The following is a 21666-nucleotide window of genomic DNA, read 5'->3' on the forward strand; positions in this document are numbered from 1 at the left end:
AAATGGACGCCCTGATCATCACGAGTATGTTCTTGTTTCTGCTGTTCTTTTTGATCTTTTTGAAAGAAGCCTATCGGTTTTCAGTCGAAAGGGAGAAGCTGATCGCCCACGTCCATGACGCGACTGGCAACAAGGTCTACGATGTGCGAAAGCGGGAGACCTCCTCGCAAAAGTGGCTCAAGCGGATGCTCTCCTACAGTGATGACTACGCGGCACTTGGACAGCGCATCAATTTTTTCAGTGAGTCGCACGAGGTGGAGGAGTGGCTGCTGAAGGCGGGCCGTCCGCTCGATCTGACAGTGGCCCGGTTCCAAGGGGCTAAAATCCTGCTCGCCCTGCTCGGTTTTATCGCAGGAACGGCGTTTTTCATACTGGGATTTCCCTTCGCGCAGTTTGGCTTGATCATTTGGCCGCTAGCCGGCTACTTCCTGCCCATTATCCTGCTGAAAAGAAAAGCGAGAGAGCGGCAAAACCAGCTGCGCTACGACCTTCCGGAATTTCTCGATACAGTAAGCGTCACCCTTCAGGCGGGGGTAAGCCTTGATCAGGCGCTGCGCGATGTCATCCAGTTTTTCCACGGACCGCTGCGGGAGGAATTCTCCCGTTTCAATCAAGAGCTCGATCTGGGGGTCCCGCGAGAGAAAGCGTATGAGCAGCTGCTGCGACGCAATGACAATCCGGAGTTTCAGATGCTGATCAAGGCGCTGATCCAGGGGATGAGGCTCGGGGTTCCGATCGCCGTCACCTTTAAAATCCAATCGGAAAACATGCGCCGCATTCGCAAGGAACTAATCAAGGAAAAAGCGGCGAAGGCTTCGCCAAAAGTGACGCTGATCACGACATTTGTCGTCGCTCCGACCGCTATCATGCTCATTGGCGGCCTAATGGTGCTCAACATCATGGAGAACGTAGACATGTTTTCCAGCCTGTTTGGAAAATAGTAGGAATCCCTTTGAAGGAGGTGATGCCCCTCGGAAGGAAGGATATATCGAAAATGGTGTTAATTGGCGAAAAAATGAGAAGAATGAGGGGAGTAATAATATGATGACAAACATGATGCAAAACCTGTATGCAAAGGTAACGACTTCGCTGAACAACCAGAGAGGGGCACAAGCCATTGAATGGATCGCATTGGCAGGGGTCGTGCTGGCCGTATTTGCTGCCATCCAAACCGTATTCAAGGGCGATACGGCAGTCGGAAAAGCGGTTTCCGACACGCTCTCCAGCATCATTGGAAAACTGGACTGATTCTTTTGGCAGGTGCCGGTGATAGGGGGATACTCAGATCGCCGGCACCCCTGCTTCACATACATAACCGTAGAAATCAACAGCAGGGAGGGTATTTCGCTTGAAACGTATCAAGCCATTCATACTGGCTGTCCTGATTCCTGGCTTATTGCTTCTGCATGCTTGCTCTTCGGAGACAACGACGCCGACACCGCCAGCAGCGACTACGGAGCCCGCCCAGCCAGCGGGTACAGACAAGGGGAATGGACTGCAGCCGCATGAGCAGACTGCCCAAGAGCCTAGCAGGGATGAGAAGCTGGAGGCTCTGAAGGCTCTGATTCCGGACAGCGTGCCGAAAATCCCGGAGACCACCGAGGAATTTTACACGCAATTGCCTGGGCGTTATTCCGGCATTCTATACGGCGAGAAAGATGAAGAAATCGAAGAGATTCTCAAACAGTTTCCCGTTATCGATAACCCGGATCAGGAAACGATCGAGCTCTATTATCGCGCCCTGCTGGGACTGTTCGCGGAGGATTATCCGGATCCACAGGACATCATCGACCAAATCAAGCTGGCTTCCTTTGGGAGTCCGGAAATCGATGATCCTCGCTTCAAGTTCAAAGAGCAATACAACGTGGAGATTCTGCTCGATGCGAGCGGCAGCATGGCGGCAAATGTGAATGGACAGACCAAAATGGAAGCAGCCAAAAAGGCCATTCAAGCTTTTGCCGAATCCTTGCCGGAAAAAGCGAATGTTGCCCTGAGGGTGTACGGACATAAAGGCAGCGGCAAGGATTCGGATAAAGCCCTATCCTGCGGGAGCAGCGAGCTGGTCTACCAGCTCCAGTCTTACCAGGCCAACGGACTTTCGGCTGCGATGAATCAATTCAAGCCGACGGGGTGGACACCGCTCGCATTGGCCATGCAGCAGGCCCAAAATGACCTGGGCAAGTTCAAAGGCGACAAAAACACGAACATCATCTACCTGGTCAGCGACGGGATTGAGACGTGCGGCGGAGATCCCGTCGCAGTGGCGAAGCAATTGAGCGGCTCAGACATCACCCCCATCGTAAACGTGGTGGGCTTTGGCGTGGACGGAGAAGGGCAGAAGCAGCTGAAGGAAGTAGCCAAGGCGGCGGGTGGACGCTATGTGCTGATCCATGACCAGAGTGAACTGGAAAAAGAGTTTAATCGGGCAAAAGAAGTGGCGAACAGATGGAAGGCTTGGAAAAGCGATGCTTCCTATGAGGCAAACTCCACACATATCTCACGGTCCGTCGATATTTCGGTATTTGCCTATGACTGGAAAGCGATCGCCAGAAATGAAAGCTACAATATGAATTCCGCGATCATTTCGCTGGGATATCACAATATCCTGCCCGATTCGATCACAGATGAGCTCGATAAAATCAAGGAGAAACAGGAGGACGCGGCGCTCGAGCGGGCAGACGAATTGGAAAAGTTCCTGGATACGTTGAACGATAAGTCCTACAAGGAAGCCAAAGAAGCGATCGACAAGCAATTTCAAGCAAATGTGAAGACCAATTAATTCGGGGCCCAAAAACACTTTATTACCTTGAGAATACTTGGCGGGGAGGTTCATATCGTGAGGAGCCGGTTTATTCGTCCCATTTTGGCTGGGACCTTCGCTTTTTTCCTTCTGCTGTTGCACTGCTTCCCGATCATCGTCATGGCGGAAAGCACACTACCCGTACCGAATCTGCAGGCGCCCAATTATCAGCCTCCCGATCTGCAGGCACCGGAATGGGAGACGCCCGATCTGCAGGCCCCGGAGTGGGAAACGCCAAAGCTGGAGTCACCGCAGTGGGATACGCCGCAATTGCAAGCGCCGAATCAGGGAGTACCGAATCTGCAAGCGCCAAACCAAGGCGTACCCAACCTGCAGGCACCGAATCAAGGAATTCCAGAGCTGAACGGGCCGAATTGGAATATTCCCGAGCTGCAGGCACCCAATATACAAGCTCCGAATGGGCAGACGCCCGAACTGCAGGCGCCCGACAGAAACGTGGTGCCGCATCAGCCCGCGGACTTGTCTACGGACCCCCAATCACCGGAGCCCTTTAGCGAGAAAAAAGAATACGACATCATGAAGCTGTCCATCAAAGACATGATGGGAGGGACCTTGACGTATTCCGCCGATCTGATTCAGCAGGGAGAAGTGGACCTGCGCACCGGTGCGGGAAAATACGGATTCTTTCTGCTGCAGGTGGGGCTGAAGGGTGTGGATATCGCTGCAAAGGACACACCCTTGGGCAATGTGACGAGCCTGACTCTCGATGGCTTGGACGCCAAAGGAGCATATGACAGCTATCGTTTTGTCCTGCAGCAAAACCCGCTGAACACAGGGGCAAACATCAACACGCTCGGATCTTTTTCCAACGCAGCCAACGCGGCGAATCAAGTAAGAGTCCCGGGCCTTGTTGCGGGTCTGAATGTCGGGGTCGCCGCCATCAGCCTGCCTTTCGACACCTATGAAACGTTCAGCAAATTCGGTCAGGCGTTTGACAGCGGCCTCAGTGAGGATAAGCAAAACGAAAAGTTCGTAGACGGGGTCGGGGCCCTGGGCAGCACGCTCATGGATGCCGGAGTGATCGCTTCCGTGATACCGGGAGGACAGACGGTGGCCGGCGTGCTGGTGATTACCGGAGGCATTCTCTGGGGAGTGAGCAAGCTGGTCAAGTGGAGCGACAAGCTTTCGAAGGGCGCGGTTTCCCGAGGGATTCGGGATGGAATCGGCAAAGCGGTAGGATGGATGAAGTCCATATTTTCACACTAACGGAGGTCTCGTCCGATGAAAGTGACAGAAACGGCACCGGTCCGAGCGCAGATCGACAAATACAAGCGCTTCCTGGAAAAATCGCAGCTGTTCAACCATGCGGCCAAAATCAACGATCGACTTTACTACAACGTACAGTACTGGAAGTGGGGAAAGAGCGAGGCAGCCGGTTACCTCATCCTGAGGCCGGACGGAGAAGAGGTGCCGCGGGAAGAAGCGGTGCCGGTACTGCGCTTGTTCATGCTGCATAATGTGGCTGCACACGAATTGAACAAAGAGCTGGCACAGGCGAAAGACAAACCCGTCTGGATGTACACGGAAAAACGGGATCATCTGCAAGCTTTGCAGCCCCATTACGAGGATCAAACGGACGAAACCATCCGTAATGACATGAAGAGTCTCATCGATGTATGCCAGTACGTGATAGAAACGCGGGATCAGCTCCAAGCTCTCTACGACAAAGGGGTCGAGTCGCTGAATCATGTGCTGAGGGTGGGCTATGTCGCTCCCGAAGACAAAAAGGACCTGGACGATTTGTTCCACGAGGCGAATTACAAGCTCTACGTAGGATTGCGCAGACAAGCAGAAATCAGGGAATCGGTCGATCGACTGGCTGCGTTCCTGCAAAATGTCGAAGTGCCGCTTCCTGGCGAGCTGAAGGCCAAGCGCAAGAAATTGATTGATTTGCTTGACTCCTACAGAGATAAAAAGCTGAGAGCCACGAATGACGAATCCATCGAGGGATTCGAGGCTGTTGCGTCGGGGCGGCCCGTCCCCTTTGAATCCAGGGAACAGCTGATAGACGCGTTTGAAAAGAAAAAGGAATATCATTTTCAGAGCAAGATCGTGCCCATTATTCGAAACTCGTAAGGTTGGATGAGGCAGGGAGGGAGAAGCCATGAATCCGATGAAAGCAAGCATCCATTTTTACGCGCGAAATATAGAATCGCTGCTTTTGCTGTCCACCGTCATCGTGCTGCCTTTCTTGATCGTGCACAACATGACGCTCAACTACGTGAATTTCCTGGCTGCCATCACGGGAGCCAAGGTCGTGTCCAGCTTTTTCAATCTATTTTTGCTTCTGCTGTTTTTGATGGTCGTACAAATCCCGTTTGCGCAGTTCGTGTTAAGCGACCTGGAAGGAGAGGAGCGTCCGCTGCGCAAGGCATTCCGGGCATTCGCCGAGCATGGCTTTGCGGTCTTCCTGTTTGGCATCGTCTATGTGCTGGCGGTATGCACGGGGATGCTTCTCTTTGTGATCCCGGGATTGATCTTGCTTATGCTGTTTTACCTCACCCCCTATTTGGTCGTGATGAAAGGAAAATCGCCATGGCGATGCCTGCGTATGGCTTTGGATATGGGAAAGAAGCATTTTGTCCAAATCTTTGGGCTGCTGATGTTGGCAAGCGCGATCGAATGGGTGATCAGCCTGGTGGGACTCTATTCAGTCACTTTCATCACGACCAGCTTCGGAGCTGTATTTTTCACGCAATTGCTGTTGAACCTGATCCTGTTTCCCTTTGTGGCGATCCTGTTCACGATGTATACCTACAAATGGAGTACAGAGCGGGAGAGGGTGGAGGACGTTTTGGCACTGGAGGGATGATACCATGGGAAAATCACGTGAGAAGCTAAAGAATGAGCGGGGCTCCGTGACTGTGGAGTTCATCGGTATCTTGCCCTTTGTTTTTCTGATCCTGCTGATCCTGTGGCAGTTTTTGACCGGCGTGTACGCGGTGATCATCGCGCAGTCGGCAGCCAATGAAGCGGCAAAGGTGTATGCCATCACGCAAAGTTCCAGTGAAGCTCTGAATGCTGCGCAGCACATCGTAGGGAGTGCGGGTGGAGGCATTGCCTATAATGGCGGTGACTCTGGCATTTCCGGCGACGGCAGCTACTTTACGGCGAAAGTCGGTGTGAATTTGGATTTGTTCTTTCTGCCGGATTTCATCAAAGATAACATGAGCGAAGAAGACAGGGTGATCTCCTTCTCGAGAGAGCTGCGAGGACGGGTGATTCATTAAAATGAGACAGGCGATCATGCACGTGCGCAATGAGCGAGGAAATGTCACCATCCTGGTGCTGACCATTTTTTTCTTTCTGCTTCTTGTGATCTTTTCGGTCTTGTTTAACATCTCTACCATTTTCGTCGACAAGGAAGTAGCGGCAAACAGTGCTCAGCAAGCCAGTTTGGCAGCGACGGATATCATCTACGATGAGGCGGAGGAGGCCATCCATACCTATGACCGATCCATTAAGAGCTGGACGGACCCTATCTTTATTTGGCCGCTGGTCGAAGAGCAAATGAAGTCCATCCAAGCTTCCCATCCCGACTGGTCGTCGAGTGAAGTCCGGTTCGAAGCCATCGATCGTGTCTTGCTCTCTGCCATACCTACTTATCCCACTCTCGAGATGTATGTGGTGATCGGACTGCATCAGGCTTCGTCCCAGATTCCCGGCGTCGTCACGGACATTTTGGCGAGCAACAAGAGCACGCTCAGCGGATCCTCCCTGAAGCTTTTCAATGGGGAAGACCGCATCGAGGTGAGGACATCGGTCCGGTATGAGAGCAAAACATTTGGGCTGGATTTCATGCCGGAGCATGCTGAACAAATCTATCAGACCGGCGAAAGTCGGAAAATCGGCTTTATCCAAGTGACAGGATGGGAGCAGCTTCCTCAGACGTTAACGGAGGGAAGCAGCTGGTGACCCATGCAACAAGCTCTAAGGAGGCGGTATACATGAGAGAAAAACGCAGATGGCATCGTATCCTTGGAGGCATGCTCGTGTCTCTCCTCCTGACAGGCTGCTCGATCGGGGCAGCAGGCTCGATGATTTCCGCTCCCCAAGCACAGCTTCCCCAATCCGCGCAGGAGTTGATCATGGCAGCACCCGGACCGATCTCCGGCGTCCCCTTTTACCAGCCGCAGTATCCTCAGCGCGAAAAAATCGCTCAAATCCTCGATGGACTGCCTCCCCTTTTGGACGGCATGGATGAATCGCTGCTGAGACTCTATTGGTCAGAATTGCTGAAGCTGTTTTCAGAAGATTATCTGAGCCCGCAGATGGTGGTAGACCGGTGGAAGATGGCTTCATTCGGGAGTCCGGATATTGGAGATGCGCGTTTTCTATTCCGAGAGCACTTCAATGTAGAAATCATTCTGGATGCGAGCGGGAGCATGCGGGAGAAAATCGGGGAGAAAACCAAGATGGAGCTGGCCAAGGAAGCGATCAAGGAGTTTGCCGAATCCCTACCGGAAGAGGCGAAAGTCTCATTGCGCGTATACGGACATCAGGGAAGCGGCTCCGATGCAGACAAACAGCGGTCATGCAGCAGCAGCGACATCGTCTATCCGCTTCAGTCCTACGATGCTGGGAAGCTGGATGAAGCGCTAGGGCTGTTTGAGCCGGCAGGCTGGACGTCAATCGCATATTCCCTGCAAAAGGCCAGTGAAGATCTGGCCGCATTCCCGGCAGAAAAAAATACGAATGTGATTTACCTAGTCAGCGACGGGATTGAAACGTGCGGAGGAGATCCAGTCGCGGTCGCCAAAGAATTGTCCCAGTCAGACATCATGCCCTTGCTCAATGTCATCGGCTTTGATGTGGATGCACAAGGGCAAAAGCAGCTGAAGGAAATCGCTCAGGCATCGGAAGGGCTGTACGCCAATGTAACCAATCGTGATCAATTCCGGCAGGAGCTGGAGAGAGCCCGTGAAATCGCACAGAAGTGGGAGCAATGGAAAAAGGACGCGATGACTGAAGTAGACGCGGTTCTGATCGACAGGCGAAAGTGGATCGATGCGTACGATCGCGACTGGTACGAGAAAAATTGGCGTGAGAGTCTGAATATCGGAGCAGCCATTGAGTATTTGGAGGCGACGGGGAAGATCGGCAGGGAAGCAAAGAATTTCCTCGTGCAGCAACGAGCGGCCAGAGAGGCATTGGCTACGGACGCAAAGGAAGAACTGACCGATTACCTGGTTCATCTCACGAATAAGACCTATGAGGAAATGAAAGTGGAGATCGAACAAAAATACAGCGGGAATTGATGTCCCGCTGTATTTTTTGTTTCCTAGATATAGGTGAACGTCACGACTTGCTGCAATTGCGTATCGACTCCGATCGCGATCGCTTTGAGTCCGTCCGTATAGTAAAAATAGCGTTTGAGATCAGCGGGATTGGCATAGGATGATTTGACCAGCTGAAAGGCGGTGGGCGTCAGCAGTTTCTGTGCACGGATAAATTCTGCAGCTGCCCTTTCCAAATCGTCTTCAGTGGTGGCATCGGCTGCTCTCTCTCCATTTGGGCCGACCTTATCGATGGACACCGAGAGCGCTTGCTTGGACTTTGGGTCAATAATCGCGTGGTAGGCGGCGATTTCCCCCGCTAGCGGCTCGCGGTTCAGGACGACGTGGACGGGAACCCCTCGAAAGATCGGCTCTCCTGAAGTCGATTCCACCAGCTTTGCCGGATCATCAAGTGTAATTTGCCGATCCGTGGCGTCCACTTCAATACGATAATATTGTCTCACAGCGGCAGAAGCAATTTGAGCTGCTTCTTCTTTTGTCAGCCCTTGCACTTGATCAGGGGAAGCCGTGATGGGATTGCAGCCCCCAAGCACAGCAACAAACAGGAGCATGAGCCCCTGAATCCACGCATATTTCTTCATTCGTACCCTCCGTATGTTCCTTGAAGTCAAGTTCTATAGTAGCAAGGATTGAGCCATCTCGAAATCGATTTTCCTTTCCAGTACCTTACGAAGTTGTAAGCTTGGGGAGAGGAGATTTGCAGCAGAGAAAGGAAATTCCAGCTGAAGAGACGAAACATTCGGTGTATATCCATTTTCAAAAGGGGGAGCGGGCATGAATGCAAAAGAACTGAGTGAGGCCATTCAATCCTATGTAAGAACGGAGACCTTTCCCGTCGGCGTGAAATTGGTGAAAGAGGAAGCCGATTTGCCTCGAAAGGCAAAACGCCCCACCCGAGATTTGGGCTACCAAATTACAATCTGTCAGGCAGTTGGCTTTTCCCGCCGATACGGCTGGAGCATCGCCATGAACGGAGCGGATCTTTCCTGTCCCATCGCCCAGGTGGCATTTGGATACGAGGAACAGCTTCCTTTCTACTCGGAAGGAAATCTGGCCTGCGGGATGTATACCGACACGCTGGAGACAGGGGCAAAGAGCGAACAGGACGTTCCCAAGCTTACGCAGGAGGAGAGCGGCTATTACGTGTCGTTTCCGTTGGAGCGGGCAGAGGTGGACCCTGATGTTGTCGTCATCTACGGAAATTCGGCTCAGGTCATGAGGCTGGTTGCCGGGATGCTGTACAAGAGAGGCGGATCGATTCCGTCCACCTTCTCCAGTAGGGCAGACTGTGCGGACATCGCGATCAAGCCCCTGCAAACAGGCGAGCCGCAAGTCATCGTGCCCTGTTATGGCGATAGGCTGTTCGCGCAGACACAGGACCATGAGATGGCTTTTAGCTTCCATTTCCGCGATGCGGCAGAGCTCGTCGAAGGGCTGGCCGGCACACAAAAAGGCGGCATACGCTATCCGATTCCGTCCTTCCTCCGTTATCAGGCTGAGTTTCCCCCTACGTATCAAAAGCTGGCGGGAATGTTCGGTGAATCAAAGGATAAGGAATTGTCCTCGTAGGGAGAGGTAGGCTGTGCGTTTATTGGCTGCGAATAGGCGAAGAGGCATCGCCTTGACCGTTTGCGTGGCGGTTCTGGTACTTGGTACACCTCATCCACGATAAGAAGCAAAACATCGTTCCTGTCCGCATGCGCGTCATCGACCAAGTGGACGGCCAGTTTTATAGCTATATCTATAAGAAATGTTACAGCTGTCCGGTAGAGGAACAGAAGGGGAAGGGCTTTTTGAGGAAAAGCGAGAAAATCCGGACGAAGCCTGTTCCGAGGCTGGCCCGCGCAGATGTTTTTTTTCGCAAGCTGGACATTGGTATGAGGGATCAAGTTACAGCTGATATTTTCATAAAAGTGAAACGAAGCCCCCAGCCAAAGTAGCTGAGGGCTTCGTTTTTTTAAAAGAAAAACTTACACCAGATTCTCCGGATTCAAGCCTTCCAGCTCTGGCAATACGAAACGGCCGTCTTTGCGGATCAACACGTCGTCAAACCAGATTTCACCGCCGCCGTACTCAGGACGCTGGATTTGCACCAGATCCCAGTGAACGGAAGAACGGTTGCCGTTGTCGGCTACGGTGTAGGCATTACCCGGCGTGAAGTGGAAGCTGCCTGCGATTTTCTCATCGAACAGGATGTCGAGCATCGGGTGCAGGATGTGCGGGTTGAAGCCGATCGCGAATTCCCCGATGTAGCGAGCTCCTTCGTCTGTGTCGAGAATGTCGTTCAGCGCCTTGGTATTGGAGCTGGTGGCTTCGACGATTTTTCCTTCTTTAAACGTAAACTGGACATCGGTGAAGGAAATGCCGTTGTAGTTGGTTGCTGCATTGTAAAAGATGGTTCCTTCTACGGAGTCACGGACAGGTGCCGTGTAGACTTCGCCGTCCGGAATGTTGCGTTTGCCGTCGCACTTGATGGCGCTGATGCCTTTGATCGAAAAGCGCAGGTCGGTTTTCGGCCCGACGATGCGTACGCGATCGGTGCGCTCCATCAGTTCCTTGAGCGGAGTCATGGCATTGGACATTTTCGCATAGTCCAGGTTGCACACGGAGAAGTAGAAATCCTCAAAGCCCTCCAAGCTCATGCTCGACAGCTGTGCCATCGACTTGTTTGGATAGCGCAGAACGACCCAGCGCTTGTTCGGTACACGCTCGTTTGTATGTACAGGCTGGTACAGGACGCGGGAGTAGATGCCCATTTTGTCCTCAGGCACATCTGCGTATTCATTGATGTTGTCATAGGCGCGCACGGCGATGTACGCGTCCATGTCTTTCATCCGATCGTATTCAAATTTGGCCATCAATGCCATATGCTCTTCGCTAGTGCCTTGGTACAGGGCGCGGTTCACTTCCTGATCCTTCAGCGTGACCAGTGGCAGGGCACCGACCGCAAAGGACTCGCGTACCAGTGCGCGAACCAGTTCAGGCTGCAGTCCCGTGTTTTCGATCAGAACCTTTTCCCCTTTTTGCAGATTGAGCGAGTAGCGGACAAGACGGCTTGCGAGTTCATTAATCCGTGGATCTGCCATGTTTCGCAACCTCCATAGTAAAATTTTTTTTAACGTGTAAGAATTTATGAGCGCAACGCTTATAAATTCTGGAGCGCATAAAAACGATCCACTATAACGCGGTCGCTCCTCTTTGAAATAACCTCGATAGAAGTTTTTTTATTAGATATATTATTGCACAATTTCAAGCCAGCATGCCAGTGTATATGCAAAGCTTTATAAGCATGCCTCGTAGATTCTCACGATGTCCTCCGCGTTCAGCTTGCGAGAGCTGGGCAAATGACCGGCGCCGCGACCGCCGATGGTCACAGCCTCTGCAGCCATTCCCGCCAGTGCGTCACGAGTAACTCCAAAATCGGACAAGCGCTCGGTAATGCCCATGCGTTCATACCAGCTTTGCACCGCTTCGATCGTGGCATGGGCGGCCGCCAGCTCCTCTTCTTCCGTCACGCCAAAGCAATGACGCCCCATTCGAGCCAGTCTTTCTGGACGATCTTCGAGGATCACCATCTTAAAATAAGGAAGAGACAAAATCGCGAGGCCGCGTCCATGTGCCATGTCGTAGATGCCGCTCAAAGGATGCTCGATGCCATGCAAGGGCATACCCGCGCCTCGGCCTGCATTGGCAAAGGGGCTGATCCCGAGGGTACTGGCCCACAGCAGGGTAGAGCGGGCTTCTTCATTGTCAGGTTCTTCGATGGCAGTGATCGAGTGCTCCACAACCAGGCGGATGAGGGTCTCGGATATGCCGTCCTGCACATGCGTACCCTCTGCGCTGATCAGATAGCTTTCAAATAAATGAGAGAAAATGTCCGCACACGCCTCGGCGGTGACGCGGGCAGGGACCGTATAGGTGGCGGATGGATCGAGTATGGCCATCTTGGGATAGAGAGCGGGCCCGTTGATGGATGACTTTTCGTGAGTGTCCCAGTGGGTCAATACACTGATGTTATTGGCTTCCGATCCAGTCGCAGCAACAGTGGGAACCGTCAGTAACGGCAAAGCCTCTTGAACAGGGACGAGCTCTTTGCCTGTTCCGCTAGGATTGCCGCGCATATAGTCATAGATCGCACGGCCCGACTTTGCAGCGGCTGCGATCGCCTTGGAAGCATCCATCACAGATCCGCCGCCAACCGCGAGGACAAAGTCGCACGCATGCAGGCGGGCAAGAGCCGCTCCGGCGTCTACGGTAACCGTACGTGGATTGGGTTCAATTTTGTCAAAAAGAATACTATCTACTTCCGCTTCCTGCAAAAGCGACTGTACCCGATCAAGCAGTCCTGTACGCTTTGCAGCATTGCCTCCCGTGACGAGCAGCGCCTTTTTTCCCAATGTCTTCGCGGCCTGGCCCAAACGATTGAGTTCGCCAACGCCAAAGTAGATGTGGGTAGGAAAAGATACTTCAAAGGGAAACATCTGAATACCTTCCTTCTTTCCGTATAGGTTGCACCAAAATCAGTGTACCACACGAATGAAAAAGGAGCCCATTATTAGGGGCTCCTCATGCTTGGTTTATCCGGGTGCATCAGGCGAACTCGAACTTTCGCTGATGTCAGCTTGGGGTCCTTTTAGTCGAATCGACCTACTTTTAGCAACGATCGTAAGCAGGCAAATGTAAAGCTGGTATGGATGACATGTAAACGAATATTTACATAAGGTTCCCCTTACTATTACTAGTAATTTCCGAACTATTGTCGAACGTCGTTCGCGTATTTTTCGTTGATAAATGCGTATGATTGTGTTTTAATGTAGTTGAATCGTTCGTGAATTAACAGCAACTCAACCTTTTTAGCTGGGAAGGTGGCTCCTACAGTGGAAAAACAGGAACAACTCTACGAAGGTAAGGCGAAACGTATTTATCGGACATCGACGCCTGATCAATACTGGGTGGAGTACAAAGACGACGCAACTGCATTTAACGGAGAAAAAAGAGCGCAGATCACGGGAAAAGGTGAACTGAACAACCGGATTACCGCAATCTTTTTCACCATGCTGAAAGAGCGTGGGATCGACAACCATTTCATCCGCCTGTTGTCAGCCACTGAGCAGGTCGTTCGCAAAGTGGAAATTATCCCGCTGGAAGTAGTCGTCCGCAATATCGCAGCAGGATCGTTGGCAAAACGCCTCGGCATGAAGGAAGGGACCGTCCTTCCGCAGCCTGTTGTCGAGTTCTACTACAAAGACGATGCTTTGGGAGATCCGCTGGTGAATGCGTCCCACATCAAAGTGTTGGGGATCGCGAGCGAAAGCGACCAGGCTACCTTGGAGCGAATGGGCCTCGCAGTCAATGAAGTGCTGCGTCCATACCTGCGGGAGCGCAATATCACACTGGTTGATTTTAAATTGGAGTTTGGCAAAACTGCGGACGGAGAAATTCTCCTCGCCGATGAAATATCGCCGGACACGTGCCGGTTCTGGGACTCAGAAACAAATGAAAAGCTGGATAAAGACCGATTCCGTCGGGATTTGGGCAATGTAGAAGAAGCGTATCAAGAAATGTTGAAAAGATTGGGAGGAGACGTACATGTTTAAAGCTATCGTATATGTCACTTTGCGCGAGAGCGTTTTGGACCCGCAAGGACACGCAGTAAAGGGTGCCCTGCATTCCCTCGGTTTTGATGAAGTAAGCAATGTGCGCATCGGAAAATACATGGAGCTCGAGCTGGGTACAAACGACCGCGCCCAAGCTGAAGAGCGCGTGCGTGAAATGTCTGAAAAGCTTCTGGCCAATACGGTGGTTGAAGACTATCGCTTTGAGATCGTGGAGGGCTAATGAGATGCGAGTAGCGGTTATCGTCTTTCCTGGCTCCAATGCCGACATCGATTTGCACAACGCGGTTGAAGATGTCATGGGAGTGCCGGTAGATTACGTATGGCACTCGGATACAGACCTCTCCCAATATGACGCGATCTTTCTGCCAGGTGGATTCTCCTATGGCGATTACCTGCGCTGCGGCGCCGTCGCCCGTTTTTCGCCGGTCATAGAGCAAGTGGTGAAAGCGGCCGAGGAAGGCAAGCTGGTCATGGGGATTTGCAATGGATTCCAGATCCTGACCGAAGTGGGGCTGTTGCCGGGCGCACTTTTGCGCAACCGTTCGCTCAAGTTCCGCTGCAAGCTGTCTGCGCTGCGCGTGGAAAATAACGATACCCCGTTTACCCGCGACTTTGCGGCTGGGGAAGAAATTCATATTCCGATCGCCCATGGCGAAGGAAACTACTACTGTGACGAAGAGACATTGGCTGCGCTCAAAGCGAACGGCCAGATCGTGTTCCGCTATCACGGCGAAAATCCGAATGGTTCTCTTGAAGATATCGCAGGGATCTGCAACGAGCGCGGAAACGTGCTGGGCATGATGCCTCACCCGGAGCGTGCCGTCCATACTTGGATGACTTCCGATGACGGACGCCGCATGTTTACCTCGATCCTGAAGACGTGGAGGGAAAAAAGCAGTGTCACAACTCACGCATAAAGAACCGACAGCGCAGCAAATTGCCGATCAAAAGCTCTATCGCGAGATCGGACTGACGGATGAAGAATACAATCGGGTAGTGGATATTATCGGCCGTAAGCCGAACTGGACGGAAACCGGTCTTTACAGCGTCATGTGGTCAGAGCACTGCTCGTACAAAAACTCCAAGCCAGTACTGCGCCGCTTCCCGACCAAGGGTCCTCGCGTTTTGCAAGGTCCAGGGGAAGGTGCGGGTATCGTAGATATCGGCGACAACCAGGCTGTCGTATTCAAAATCGAGAGCCATAACCACCCGTCCGCGATCGAGCCTTACCAAGGTGCGGCTACAGGGGTAGGCGGCATCATCCGTGACGTGTTCTCCATGGGCGCGCGTCCGATTGCACTCCTCAACTCGCTTCGTTTCGGGGAACTGAAGACTCCTCGTGTGAATTATTTGTTCGAGCACGTCGTTGCAGGGATCGCCGGCTACGGCAACTGCATCGGGATTCCGACTGTGGGCGGCGAAGTGAACTTCGACCCGACCTACGAAGGCAACCCGCTGGTAAACGCGATGTGCGTGGGTCTCATCGACCATGAGAAAATCCAAAAGGGTGTTGCGTCCGGCATCGGCAACCCGGTGATCTACGTAGGCGCAAGCACAGGCCGCGATGGTATTCACGGGGCGACCTTCGCATCCGAAGAGCTAACCGAAGAATCGGAGAAAAAACGCCCAGCCGTACAAGTGGGCGATCCGTTCATGGAAAAACTGCTGCTCGAAGCGTGTCTGGAACTGATCGACACCGGTATCGTCGTAGGGATTCAGGACATGGGAGCGGCAGGACTCACCAGCTCCAGCTCCGAGATGGCTTCCAAAGCGGGCAACGGGATCGAGATGAATCTGGATCTGGTTCCGCAGCGCGAAGCAGGCATGTCCGCGTATGAAATGATGCTGTCAGAATCCCAAGAGCGTATGCTCGTCGTCGTGGAAAAGGGCAAGGAAGCGGAAGCAATCGCGATTTTCGATAAATGGGGCTTGGCCTCTGCTGTCGTGGGTAAAGTAACAGAAGACAGCATGCTGCGTCTGCTGCACAAAGGCGAGGTAGTGGCCGAGGTGCCGGTAAACAGTCTCGCAGACGAAGCGCCTGTCTACCATCGTCCATCGGCAGTTCCTGCTTACTACGAAGCAAATGCCAACGTGGATGCGGTAGCGGCGATCAACCAGCCTGCTGATCTGAATGAAACGCTGAAAAGCTTGCTGGCACAGCCGACGGTAGCGAACAAAGCATGGGTGTATGAGCAGTACGATCACATCGTGCGTGCCAATACTGCAGTCAAGCCTGGCTCTGATGCTGCAGTCGTCATGGTTCGCGGCACACGCAAGGCATTGGCAATGAGCACTGATTGCAACGGCCGTTATGTGTACCTGGATCCAAAAGCGGGCGGCGCGATCGCAGTGGCGGAATCTGCACGCAACGTCGTTTGCTCCGGTGCTGAGCCGCTGGCCATCACAGACTGCCTGAACTTCGGCAGCCCGGAAAAGCCTGAGGTGTTCTGGCAATTTGAAAAAGCGTGCGAGGGCATGAGTGAAGCCTGCGTGGCGCTGGATTCGCCGGTCATCGGCGGCAATGTCTCTTTCTACAATGAGCGCAGCGGTGACGCGATCTACCCGACTCCAACCGTGGGCATGGTAGGTCTCATCACGGATGTTGACCATATTACGACGCAAGACTTCAAAAACGAAGGCGACGCGATCATCCTCTTGGGTGAAACATTCGCGGAGCTGGGTGGCTCTGAATACCAAAAGCTGGCGACAGGCGCTATCTCCGGCCGTCCGCCGCAAATCGATCTGGCAAAAGAAGCAGCGGTGCAAAAGCTGACGCTGGCTGCGATTCGAGGTGGACTCGTCACGTCTGCGCACGACCTGTCTGAAGGCGGTCTGGGTGTTGCACTGGCTGAATCCTGCTTCGGTAAAAACCTCGGCGCGAAGGTGACGCTGGAATCTGCACTGCGACCGGACGTGCTCCTGTTCAGCGAATCGCAATCCCGCATTTTGCTCAGCGCCTCCATCGATAAAGTGGAAGCCCTGCTGGCCCTGGCAAAAGAACATGGCGTACCTGCACACCAAATCGGAACCATCGGCGGAGATGAGCTGGTCATCAGCGTGAACGGTACAGAAGCGGTCAACGCTTCCATTCAAGAGGTGAAAGCAGCCTGGAAGGATGCGATTCCATGTTTGATCGGATAATCTGGGACGAACTGAATGAAGAATGCGGCGTCTTTGGCATCTACAACCACAGGGAAGCTCCCCAGCTGACATACTTGGGGCTGCACGCTTTGCAGCATCGCGGTCAGGAGAGCGCAGGCATCTGCGCCTCCGACGGCGAAAAGTGGTATAAGCATCGCGGGATGGGACTCGTGGCGGAGGCGTTTGGCAAAGGCGATCTGGAGAAGTTCAAAGGCCATATCGCCATCGGCCACACTCGCTACACGACGGCTGGCTCGAGCAAAATCGAGAATGCACAGCCGCTCTTTTTCCGCTATGCGCAAGGCAGCATGGCTGTCGCTCACAACGGAAACCTCGTAAATGCAGCCTTACTGCGTAAAGAGCTGGAGGCAAAAGGCTCCATTTTTCAAACCACAAGTGATACCGAAGTCATTGCGCACCTGATCGCCCGCTCCGAGAGAACGGATCTTCCGGGAGCGGTGAAGGATGCTTTGCAGCACATCAAAGGCGCTTATGCGCTCTGTGTGATGAATGAGCGCCAGCTGGTGATTGCCCTTGATCCAAACGGTCTGCGCCCGCTGTCCCTGGGACGTTTGGGCGACGCAGTCTGTGTGGCGTCCGAGACCTGTGCTTTTGACATTATCGGCGCCGAGTACTGGCGTGACGTCCAACCGGGCGAGCTGATTGTCGTCGATGAAAACGGCATCGTGGAAAGCACTCATACCGAAAAGACACAGCGTTCGATGTGCATCTTTGAATACATTTACTTTGCACGCCCCGACAGCGATATCGACGGGATCAACGTGCATATGGCGCGCAAACGCCTGGGCAAGCAGCTTGCCGCAGAATCTGCGATTGATGCGGATGTCATCATCGGTGTGCCGGATTCCAGCATTTCTGCTGCGATCGGCTTTGCCGAAACGACTGGCATTCCGTACGAGATCGGTCTGATCAAGAACCGCTATGTCGGTCGTACGTTTATCCAACCAAGCCAGGAGCTGCGTGAACGCGCGGTTCACATGAAGCTGTCTGCTGTGCGCAAGGTCGTCGAAGGCAAACGCGTCGTGATGATCGATGACTCCATCGTACGCGGCACGACCAGCAACCGCATTGTCCGCATGCTGCGCGAAGCAGGTGCCAAGGAAGTGCATGTGCGCATCAGTTCACCGCCCGTCATGAATCCGTGCTTTTACGGAATCGATACTTCGACGCGTGACGAGCTGATCGCGGCCACCAAATCCGTAGAGGAAATTCGCCAGGCGATCGAGGCTGATTCGCTCGCGTTCCTGTCTGTAGAAGGAATGCAGGAAGCGATTGGCCGAAAAGATTCGACGGCTCCAAATAACGGTCATTGCCTCGCTTGCTTTACCGGGCAATATCCAACCGAGATTGATTTTGAAGAAGCGCTGCCGGCTCTCAAGTGCTAAGGCCTCGTACAAGGGGGAGAAACGATGAGTGAAGCATATAAACAAGCAGGCGTCGACATTGATGCGGGGAATGAAGCAGTCGAACGCATGAAAAAGCATGTGAAGCGGACATTCCGTCCCGAGGTACTGACCGATTTGGGCGGTTTCGGAGCGCTGTTCCGCATGGATACCAAGAAATATGAAAAACCGGTTCTCGTGTCAGGTACAGACGGAGTAGGCACGAAGCTGAAGCTGGCGTTTGCCATGGATAAGCACGACACCATCGGCATCGACGCAGTGGCGATGTGCGTGAATGACGTGGTCGTTCAAGGCGCAGAGCCGCTCTTTTTCCTCGATTACCTGGCTGTCGACAAGGTCATTCCCGAGAAGATCGAAGCGATCGTCAAAGGAATTGCGGACGGCTGCTCGCAAGCAGGCTGCTCCCTGATCGGCGGGGAAACAGCCGAAATGCCAGGCATGTACGCGGAGGGAGAGTACGATATCGCAGGATTTACCGTAGGTGTAGTCGATGAAAGCAAAATGATCACCGGTTCCACCGTAGCGGTGGGCGATGTGTTGATCGGGCTTGCATCCAGCGGCGTGCACAGCAACGGTTTTTCTCTCGTGCGCAAGGTGCTGCTCGCAGACAAAGGCATGTCGCTGCATGATCACGTAGACGTTCTGGGCAAAAAACTGGGCGAAGAGCTGCTGACCCCGACTCGCATTTACGTGAAGCAGGTGCTGTCCGTACTGGAAACGCATGAAGTCAAGGCGCTCGCTCACATCACAGGCGGCGGCTTTACCGAAAACATCCCGCGTGTGCTTCCGGAAGGCACGCAAGCCGTGATCGATGTCGGTTCCTGGCCTGTGCTGCCCATCTTCCAGCTGGTTCAGGAAGCGGGCGACATCTCTTATCCTGACATGTACAAAACCTTCAACATGGGGATCGGCATGATGCTGGTCGTAAAACCAGAGGACGCGGTATCCGTCATCGAAAAGCTCCAAGAGCTGGGTGAGCAGCCGTACTTGATCGGGAACATTCAAGCAGGTGAACGCAAGGTCGTGTACAACGGGGTGGAGTGGTGAAAAAGGTAGCCATCTTTGCCTCGGGCAGCGGTTCCAACTTTGAGGCGATCGTGCAAGCCGTGCAAAGCGGGAAGCTGAACGGTGTAGAAGTCTCGCTCCTGGTATGCGACAAGCCAGGGGCAAAGGTTTTGGAGCGGGCGGAGCGCCTGGGGATTGAAGCCTTTGTGTTCGGGCCCAAGGCGTATGCGGATAAATCAGCCTTTGAAGCGGAAATCGTCGCGCAACTGCAGCAGCGTGATGTCTCCCTTGTGGTTCTGGCAGGGTACATGCGACTCGTTGGCGAGACGCTGCTGGCCGCTTATGAAGGCCGTATCATCAATCTGCACCCATCCCTTCTGCCGGCATTTACAGGCAAGGATGCGATCGGTCAAGCACTCGCCTACGGGGTAAAGATAACAGGAGTAACGGTACACGTGGTGGACGCCGGTCTCGATACCGGACCGATCATCGCGCAGATTCCTGTGGCCGTGCAAGAAAACGACACGCCAGAGACGCTGGCAGCACGCATCCATGAAGTGGAGCATGGCCTCCTCGTCGAGGTCATCAGCTGGCTGGCGGATGGGCGTGTAAAGCTGACGGGGCGTCATGTCCAGCTGACGTAAACAAATGCTTGAATCGATAGAAAAGCGCTATGTTCGTACGGGAACAAGCGCTTTTTTTGCGTGGAAAAGGAGTCTCCCATTTTTAGCGGAATGAAAAAAGTGGCAGCATCACAGTTTTGCCAACGAAGGATGGGTGAGCTTTGTTTGAATTCTCTCTTCAGTAGGCTCTACAGCCTGTTAAAGGCACAAGAAAAAGACGTGCTCGAAGATTATTTGACGGAAATCGTCGCGGATCATTTCGAGGATCACGATGTACTGGCAGATTTTCTCGCTCATGTTACCAAGGAGCAGTGGGACGAGCTGTCACAGATCGAGGTGACGACCCAAAAGACATATGCCAAGCTCTCAGGCCACGCGACAGACAGCAGACCGGATCTGGTCATCTCGCTGCGCCGCAAGCAGAAGCCGTGCCTCATCTTTTTCGAGAACAAGATCGACAGTGGAGAAGGTCACGTACAGCTGAAGCGCTACGCCGATCACCTGCAGCTCCACGAGCAGGACGGGGTCCGAACCTACCTGTTTTACGTGACCAAGAGACACGATCCCAAAAGGCGTGATGAAATCATGTCGCCAGCCAGCAGGACGCAGTTCTTTCCGCTCAGGTGGTACGAATTCTACAAGTGGCTGAGCCAGCATCCTGACCCGTATTCCCGAAAAATTCTTGCTTATATGGAGGAACTGCAATTGAACGAGACCCGAAAATTTATGCCGCAGGACATATACGCCTTGCAACATATGGCGCGCCTTCAGTCCATGATGGATGCGAGTCTGGATGGCGCGGTAGATGAGACGATGACCAACTATTTTGGCAAGGCGATCGGCTGGTCCAATCGAAACGTGCAGATGAGAGATTTTGATCGATACATCAAGACGAACGACCAGGGAAATGGCATCTGGGTCGCATGCGGCTACTATTTTACAGAAGACGACTATCCGCTGGTCAGCGTCATCATGGAAGTCAATCCGAATGCCAAAGGCCGTGCAGACATCCTCGCCGCGATGAAGTGGATGGTCGAAAATCGGGGGGAGTGGCAAGGAGAAGCATTGCATGACCCGACGAAATGGTCCAGCATTTCCTGTGATGTCAGTCTGCTGCATTTCCTCGGGGAAGATGACCACATATTGGCGATCCAAAAGCATTTCATCGAAAAACTGGAGGAATTGCACGGGCTGCAGCAGCAATTTCCTCAGCTAGTGTGGAAAAACTGACGGGACAATCGAACACAAGGGATAAAAGTAAACCAAATGGTACCTCCTGACATATGGTAAAAGGAAGCGTAAAGCCGTAACGAGGAGGTGCCCATTTGAGCGGGGACTTTGTAACCGATTTGCTGGGCAAGCTAAGCAAGAAGACTGGGCGGGAATGGACGCTGGCGGACATCATGAAGCTTGCGGAGAAGTTCCCAAAAGGTGGCTCGAAAGATATCGACTCGGTCATGAACGAATTGTCAGATATGGGGCTGAATGTTCCGGAAGAAACGCGGGAAAAAGTGAAGGAACGCATGAGCAGCGGTAAGGCCATCACCCTGGACGAACTGGGGAGCTTGATGCCCAAGGACGTCAAAGGCAAGCGCAGCAAAATCAAAAAGCCGAAGACGGCAAAGGGAAAGTCCAAACATCTCTCCCTTGCGGAACGCGTGAGAAAATTGTCCAGCAAAAAAAAGAAATCGCGGTAATGAATCGCATAAGATAAGAAAAAAGCAGTCGCGAGTGCCG

At 53.1% G+C, this 21666-nt stretch carries 22 protein-coding genes; 19 read left to right on the forward strand and 3 right to left on the reverse strand.

Features of this window, described 5'->3' with window-relative positions:
* Positions 1-2 precede the first annotated feature (2 nt).
* The 9 genes from JNE38_RS03280 to JNE38_RS03320 all read left to right on the forward strand — a co-directional run bounded on the left by JNE38_RS03280 (position 3) and on the right by JNE38_RS03320 (position 8079).
* Positions 3-941, forward strand: a complete 939-nt coding sequence (locus tag JNE38_RS03280; RefSeq protein ID WP_203355222.1) for a type II secretion system F family protein — start codon at positions 3-5, stop codon at positions 939-941.
* 100 nt (positions 942-1041) lie between these two features.
* A complete protein-coding gene (locus tag JNE38_RS03285; RefSeq protein ID WP_238933543.1) occupies positions 1042-1248 on the forward strand; it encodes a hypothetical protein in 207 nt (68 codons plus the stop codon).
* 100 nt (positions 1249-1348) lie between these two features.
* Entirely contained in the window at positions 1349-2779 is a 1431-nt protein-coding gene (locus JNE38_RS03290) for a VWA domain-containing protein (protein WP_203355223.1), read from the forward strand.
* Between the two features lie 57 nt (positions 2780-2836).
* Positions 2837-4027 (forward strand): hypothetical protein, encoded by a 1191-nt coding sequence (locus tag JNE38_RS03295; RefSeq protein WP_238933544.1) that lies wholly within the window; start codon positions 2837-2839, stop codon positions 4025-4027.
* Between the two features lie 15 nt (positions 4028-4042).
* Positions 4043-4897, forward strand: a complete 855-nt coding sequence (locus JNE38_RS03300) for a hypothetical protein (protein ID WP_203355224.1) — start codon at positions 4043-4045, stop codon at positions 4895-4897.
* Between the two features lie 28 nt (positions 4898-4925).
* Positions 4926-5633: a hypothetical protein gene (locus tag JNE38_RS03305; RefSeq protein WP_203355225.1), complete on the forward strand. Its 708-nt coding sequence runs from the start codon at positions 4926-4928 to the stop codon at positions 5631-5633.
* A 4-nt stretch (positions 5634-5637) separates the two neighbouring features.
* Positions 5638-6051, forward strand: a complete 414-nt coding sequence (locus tag JNE38_RS03310; protein ID WP_203355226.1) for a TadE family protein — start codon at positions 5638-5640, stop codon at positions 6049-6051.
* Between the two features lies 1 nt (position 6052).
* Entirely contained in the window at positions 6053-6736 is a 684-nt protein-coding gene (locus tag JNE38_RS03315; protein WP_203355227.1) for a TadE/TadG family type IV pilus assembly protein, read from the forward strand.
* Between the two features lie 32 nt (positions 6737-6768).
* Complete coding sequence (locus tag JNE38_RS03320; RefSeq protein WP_203355228.1) at positions 6769-8079, forward strand: VWA domain-containing protein; 1311 nt, start codon at positions 6769-6771, stop codon at positions 8077-8079.
* A 23-nt stretch (positions 8080-8102) separates the two neighbouring features.
* Here the strand turns inward: JNE38_RS03320 and JNE38_RS03325 are convergent, their stop codons facing one another.
* Positions 8103-8699 carry a hypothetical protein gene (locus JNE38_RS03325; protein WP_203355229.1) on the reverse strand — a complete coding sequence of 199 codons (597 nt, stop codon included), beginning with the start codon at positions 8697-8699 and terminating at the stop codon, positions 8103-8105.
* A gap of 193 nt (positions 8700-8892) precedes the next feature.
* Here JNE38_RS03325 and JNE38_RS03330 point away from each other — a divergent pair, with 193 nt between their 5' ends.
* Positions 8893-9687 (forward strand): DUF169 domain-containing protein, encoded by a 795-nt coding sequence (locus JNE38_RS03330; protein WP_203355230.1) that lies wholly within the window; start codon positions 8893-8895, stop codon positions 9685-9687.
* Positions 9688-10088: 401 nt separating this feature from the next.
* Here the strand turns inward: JNE38_RS03330 and JNE38_RS03335 are convergent, their stop codons facing one another.
* Both JNE38_RS03335 and JNE38_RS03340 read right to left on the reverse strand, forming a co-directional pair.
* Positions 10089-11204, reverse strand: coding sequence for an aminopeptidase (locus JNE38_RS03335; protein WP_203355231.1), 1116 nt, complete (start codon positions 11202-11204; stop codon positions 10089-10091).
* A 195-nt stretch (positions 11205-11399) separates the two neighbouring features.
* Positions 11400-12599: an iron-containing alcohol dehydrogenase gene (locus JNE38_RS03340; protein ID WP_203355232.1), complete on the reverse strand. Its 1200-nt coding sequence runs from the start codon at positions 12597-12599 to the stop codon at positions 11400-11402.
* A gap of 396 nt (positions 12600-12995) precedes the next feature.
* On the opposite strand from JNE38_RS03340, the gene purC reads away from it, so the two are divergent.
* The 9 genes from purC (at position 12996) to JNE38_RS03385 (ending at position 21626) form a co-directional block, all read left to right on the forward strand.
* Positions 12996-13715 (forward strand): phosphoribosylaminoimidazolesuccinocarboxamide synthase, encoded by a 720-nt coding sequence (purC, locus tag JNE38_RS03345; protein ID WP_203355233.1) that lies wholly within the window; start codon positions 12996-12998, stop codon positions 13713-13715.
* On the forward strand, positions 13708-13956 hold the full coding sequence (gene purS / locus JNE38_RS03350) for a phosphoribosylformylglycinamidine synthase subunit PurS (protein ID WP_203355234.1): 249 nt from the start codon (positions 13708-13710) through the stop codon (positions 13954-13956). The genes purC and purS overlap by 8 nt, the downstream gene beginning before the upstream one ends.
* Before the next feature lie 4 nt (positions 13957-13960).
* Positions 13961-14653 carry a phosphoribosylformylglycinamidine synthase subunit PurQ gene (gene purQ / locus JNE38_RS03355; RefSeq protein ID WP_203355235.1) on the forward strand — a complete coding sequence of 231 codons (693 nt, stop codon included), beginning with the start codon at positions 13961-13963 and terminating at the stop codon, positions 14651-14653.
* Complete coding sequence (purL, locus tag JNE38_RS03360) at positions 14634-16877, forward strand: phosphoribosylformylglycinamidine synthase subunit PurL (RefSeq protein WP_203355236.1); 2244 nt, start codon at positions 14634-14636, stop codon at positions 16875-16877. Before purQ ends, purL begins: the two co-directional genes overlap by 20 nt.
* The gene (gene purF, locus JNE38_RS03365; RefSeq protein WP_203355237.1) at positions 16862-18283 is read left to right on the forward strand and encodes an amidophosphoribosyltransferase; all 1422 of its coding nucleotides are present in this window, start codon (positions 16862-16864) and stop codon (positions 18281-18283) included. The genes purL and purF overlap by 16 nt, the downstream gene beginning before the upstream one ends.
* A 24-nt stretch (positions 18284-18307) precedes the next feature.
* Positions 18308-19348 (forward strand): phosphoribosylformylglycinamidine cyclo-ligase, encoded by a 1041-nt coding sequence (gene purM / locus JNE38_RS03370; protein ID WP_203355238.1) that lies wholly within the window; start codon positions 18308-18310, stop codon positions 19346-19348.
* Complete coding sequence (gene purN, locus JNE38_RS03375) at positions 19342-19950, forward strand: phosphoribosylglycinamide formyltransferase (protein WP_203355239.1); 609 nt, start codon at positions 19342-19344, stop codon at positions 19948-19950. The genes purM and purN overlap by 7 nt, the downstream gene beginning before the upstream one ends.
* 144 nt (positions 19951-20094) lie before the next feature.
* Positions 20095-21159, forward strand: coding sequence for a PD-(D/E)XK nuclease family protein (locus JNE38_RS03380; protein ID WP_203355240.1), 1065 nt, complete (start codon positions 20095-20097; stop codon positions 21157-21159).
* Between the two features lie 95 nt (positions 21160-21254).
* Positions 21255-21626 carry a hypothetical protein gene (locus tag JNE38_RS03385; RefSeq protein WP_203355241.1) on the forward strand — a complete coding sequence of 124 codons (372 nt, stop codon included), beginning with the start codon at positions 21255-21257 and terminating at the stop codon, positions 21624-21626.
* Positions 21627-21666 lie beyond the last annotated feature (40 nt).

The organism is Brevibacillus choshinensis, from assembly GCF_016811915.1.
Taxonomy (GTDB): domain Bacteria; phylum Bacillota; class Bacilli; order Brevibacillales; family Brevibacillaceae; genus Brevibacillus; species Brevibacillus choshinensis_A.

Excerpts from the sequence above, each read along its gene's own strand:
- JNE38_RS03305 (WP_203355225.1), top strand. The coding sequence starts at position 4,926 with ATGAATCCGATGAAAGCAAGCATCCATTTTTACGCGCGAAATATAGAA.
- purS (WP_203355234.1), top strand. The coding sequence starts at position 13,708 with ATGTTTAAAGCTATCGTATATGTCACTTTGCGCGAGAGCGTTTTGGAC.
- JNE38_RS03330 (WP_203355230.1), top strand. The coding sequence starts at position 8,893 with ATGAATGCAAAAGAACTGAGTGAGGCCATTCAATCCTATGTAAGAACG.
- purF (WP_203355237.1), top strand. The coding sequence starts at position 16,862 with ATGTTTGATCGGATAATCTGGGACGAACTGAATGAAGAATGCGGCGTC.
- JNE38_RS03310 (WP_203355226.1), top strand. The coding sequence starts at position 5,638 with ATGGGAAAATCACGTGAGAAGCTAAAGAATGAGCGGGGCTCCGTGACT.
- JNE38_RS03320 (WP_203355228.1), top strand. The coding sequence starts at position 6,769 with ATGAGAGAAAAACGCAGATGGCATCGTATCCTTGGAGGCATGCTCGTG.
- JNE38_RS03285 (WP_238933543.1), top strand. The coding sequence starts at position 1,042 with ATGATGACAAACATGATGCAAAACCTGTATGCAAAGGTAACGACTTCG.
- JNE38_RS03340 (WP_203355232.1), bottom strand. The coding sequence starts at position 12,599 with ATGTTTCCCTTTGAAGTATCTTTTCCTACCCACATCTACTTTGGCGTT.
- purQ (WP_203355235.1), top strand. The coding sequence starts at position 13,961 with ATGCGAGTAGCGGTTATCGTCTTTCCTGGCTCCAATGCCGACATCGAT.
- JNE38_RS03280 (WP_203355222.1), top strand. The coding sequence starts at position 3 with ATGGACGCCCTGATCATCACGAGTATGTTCTTGTTTCTGCTGTTCTTT.
- JNE38_RS03325 (WP_203355229.1), bottom strand. The coding sequence starts at position 8,699 with ATGAAGAAATATGCGTGGATTCAGGGGCTCATGCTCCTGTTTGTTGCT.
- JNE38_RS03300 (WP_203355224.1), top strand. The coding sequence starts at position 4,043 with ATGAAAGTGACAGAAACGGCACCGGTCCGAGCGCAGATCGACAAATAC.
- JNE38_RS03315 (WP_203355227.1), top strand. The coding sequence starts at position 6,053 with ATGAGACAGGCGATCATGCACGTGCGCAATGAGCGAGGAAATGTCACC.
- purM (WP_203355238.1), top strand. The coding sequence starts at position 18,308 with ATGAGTGAAGCATATAAACAAGCAGGCGTCGACATTGATGCGGGGAAT.
- JNE38_RS03335 (WP_203355231.1), bottom strand. The coding sequence starts at position 11,204 with ATGGCAGATCCACGGATTAATGAACTCGCAAGCCGTCTTGTCCGCTAC.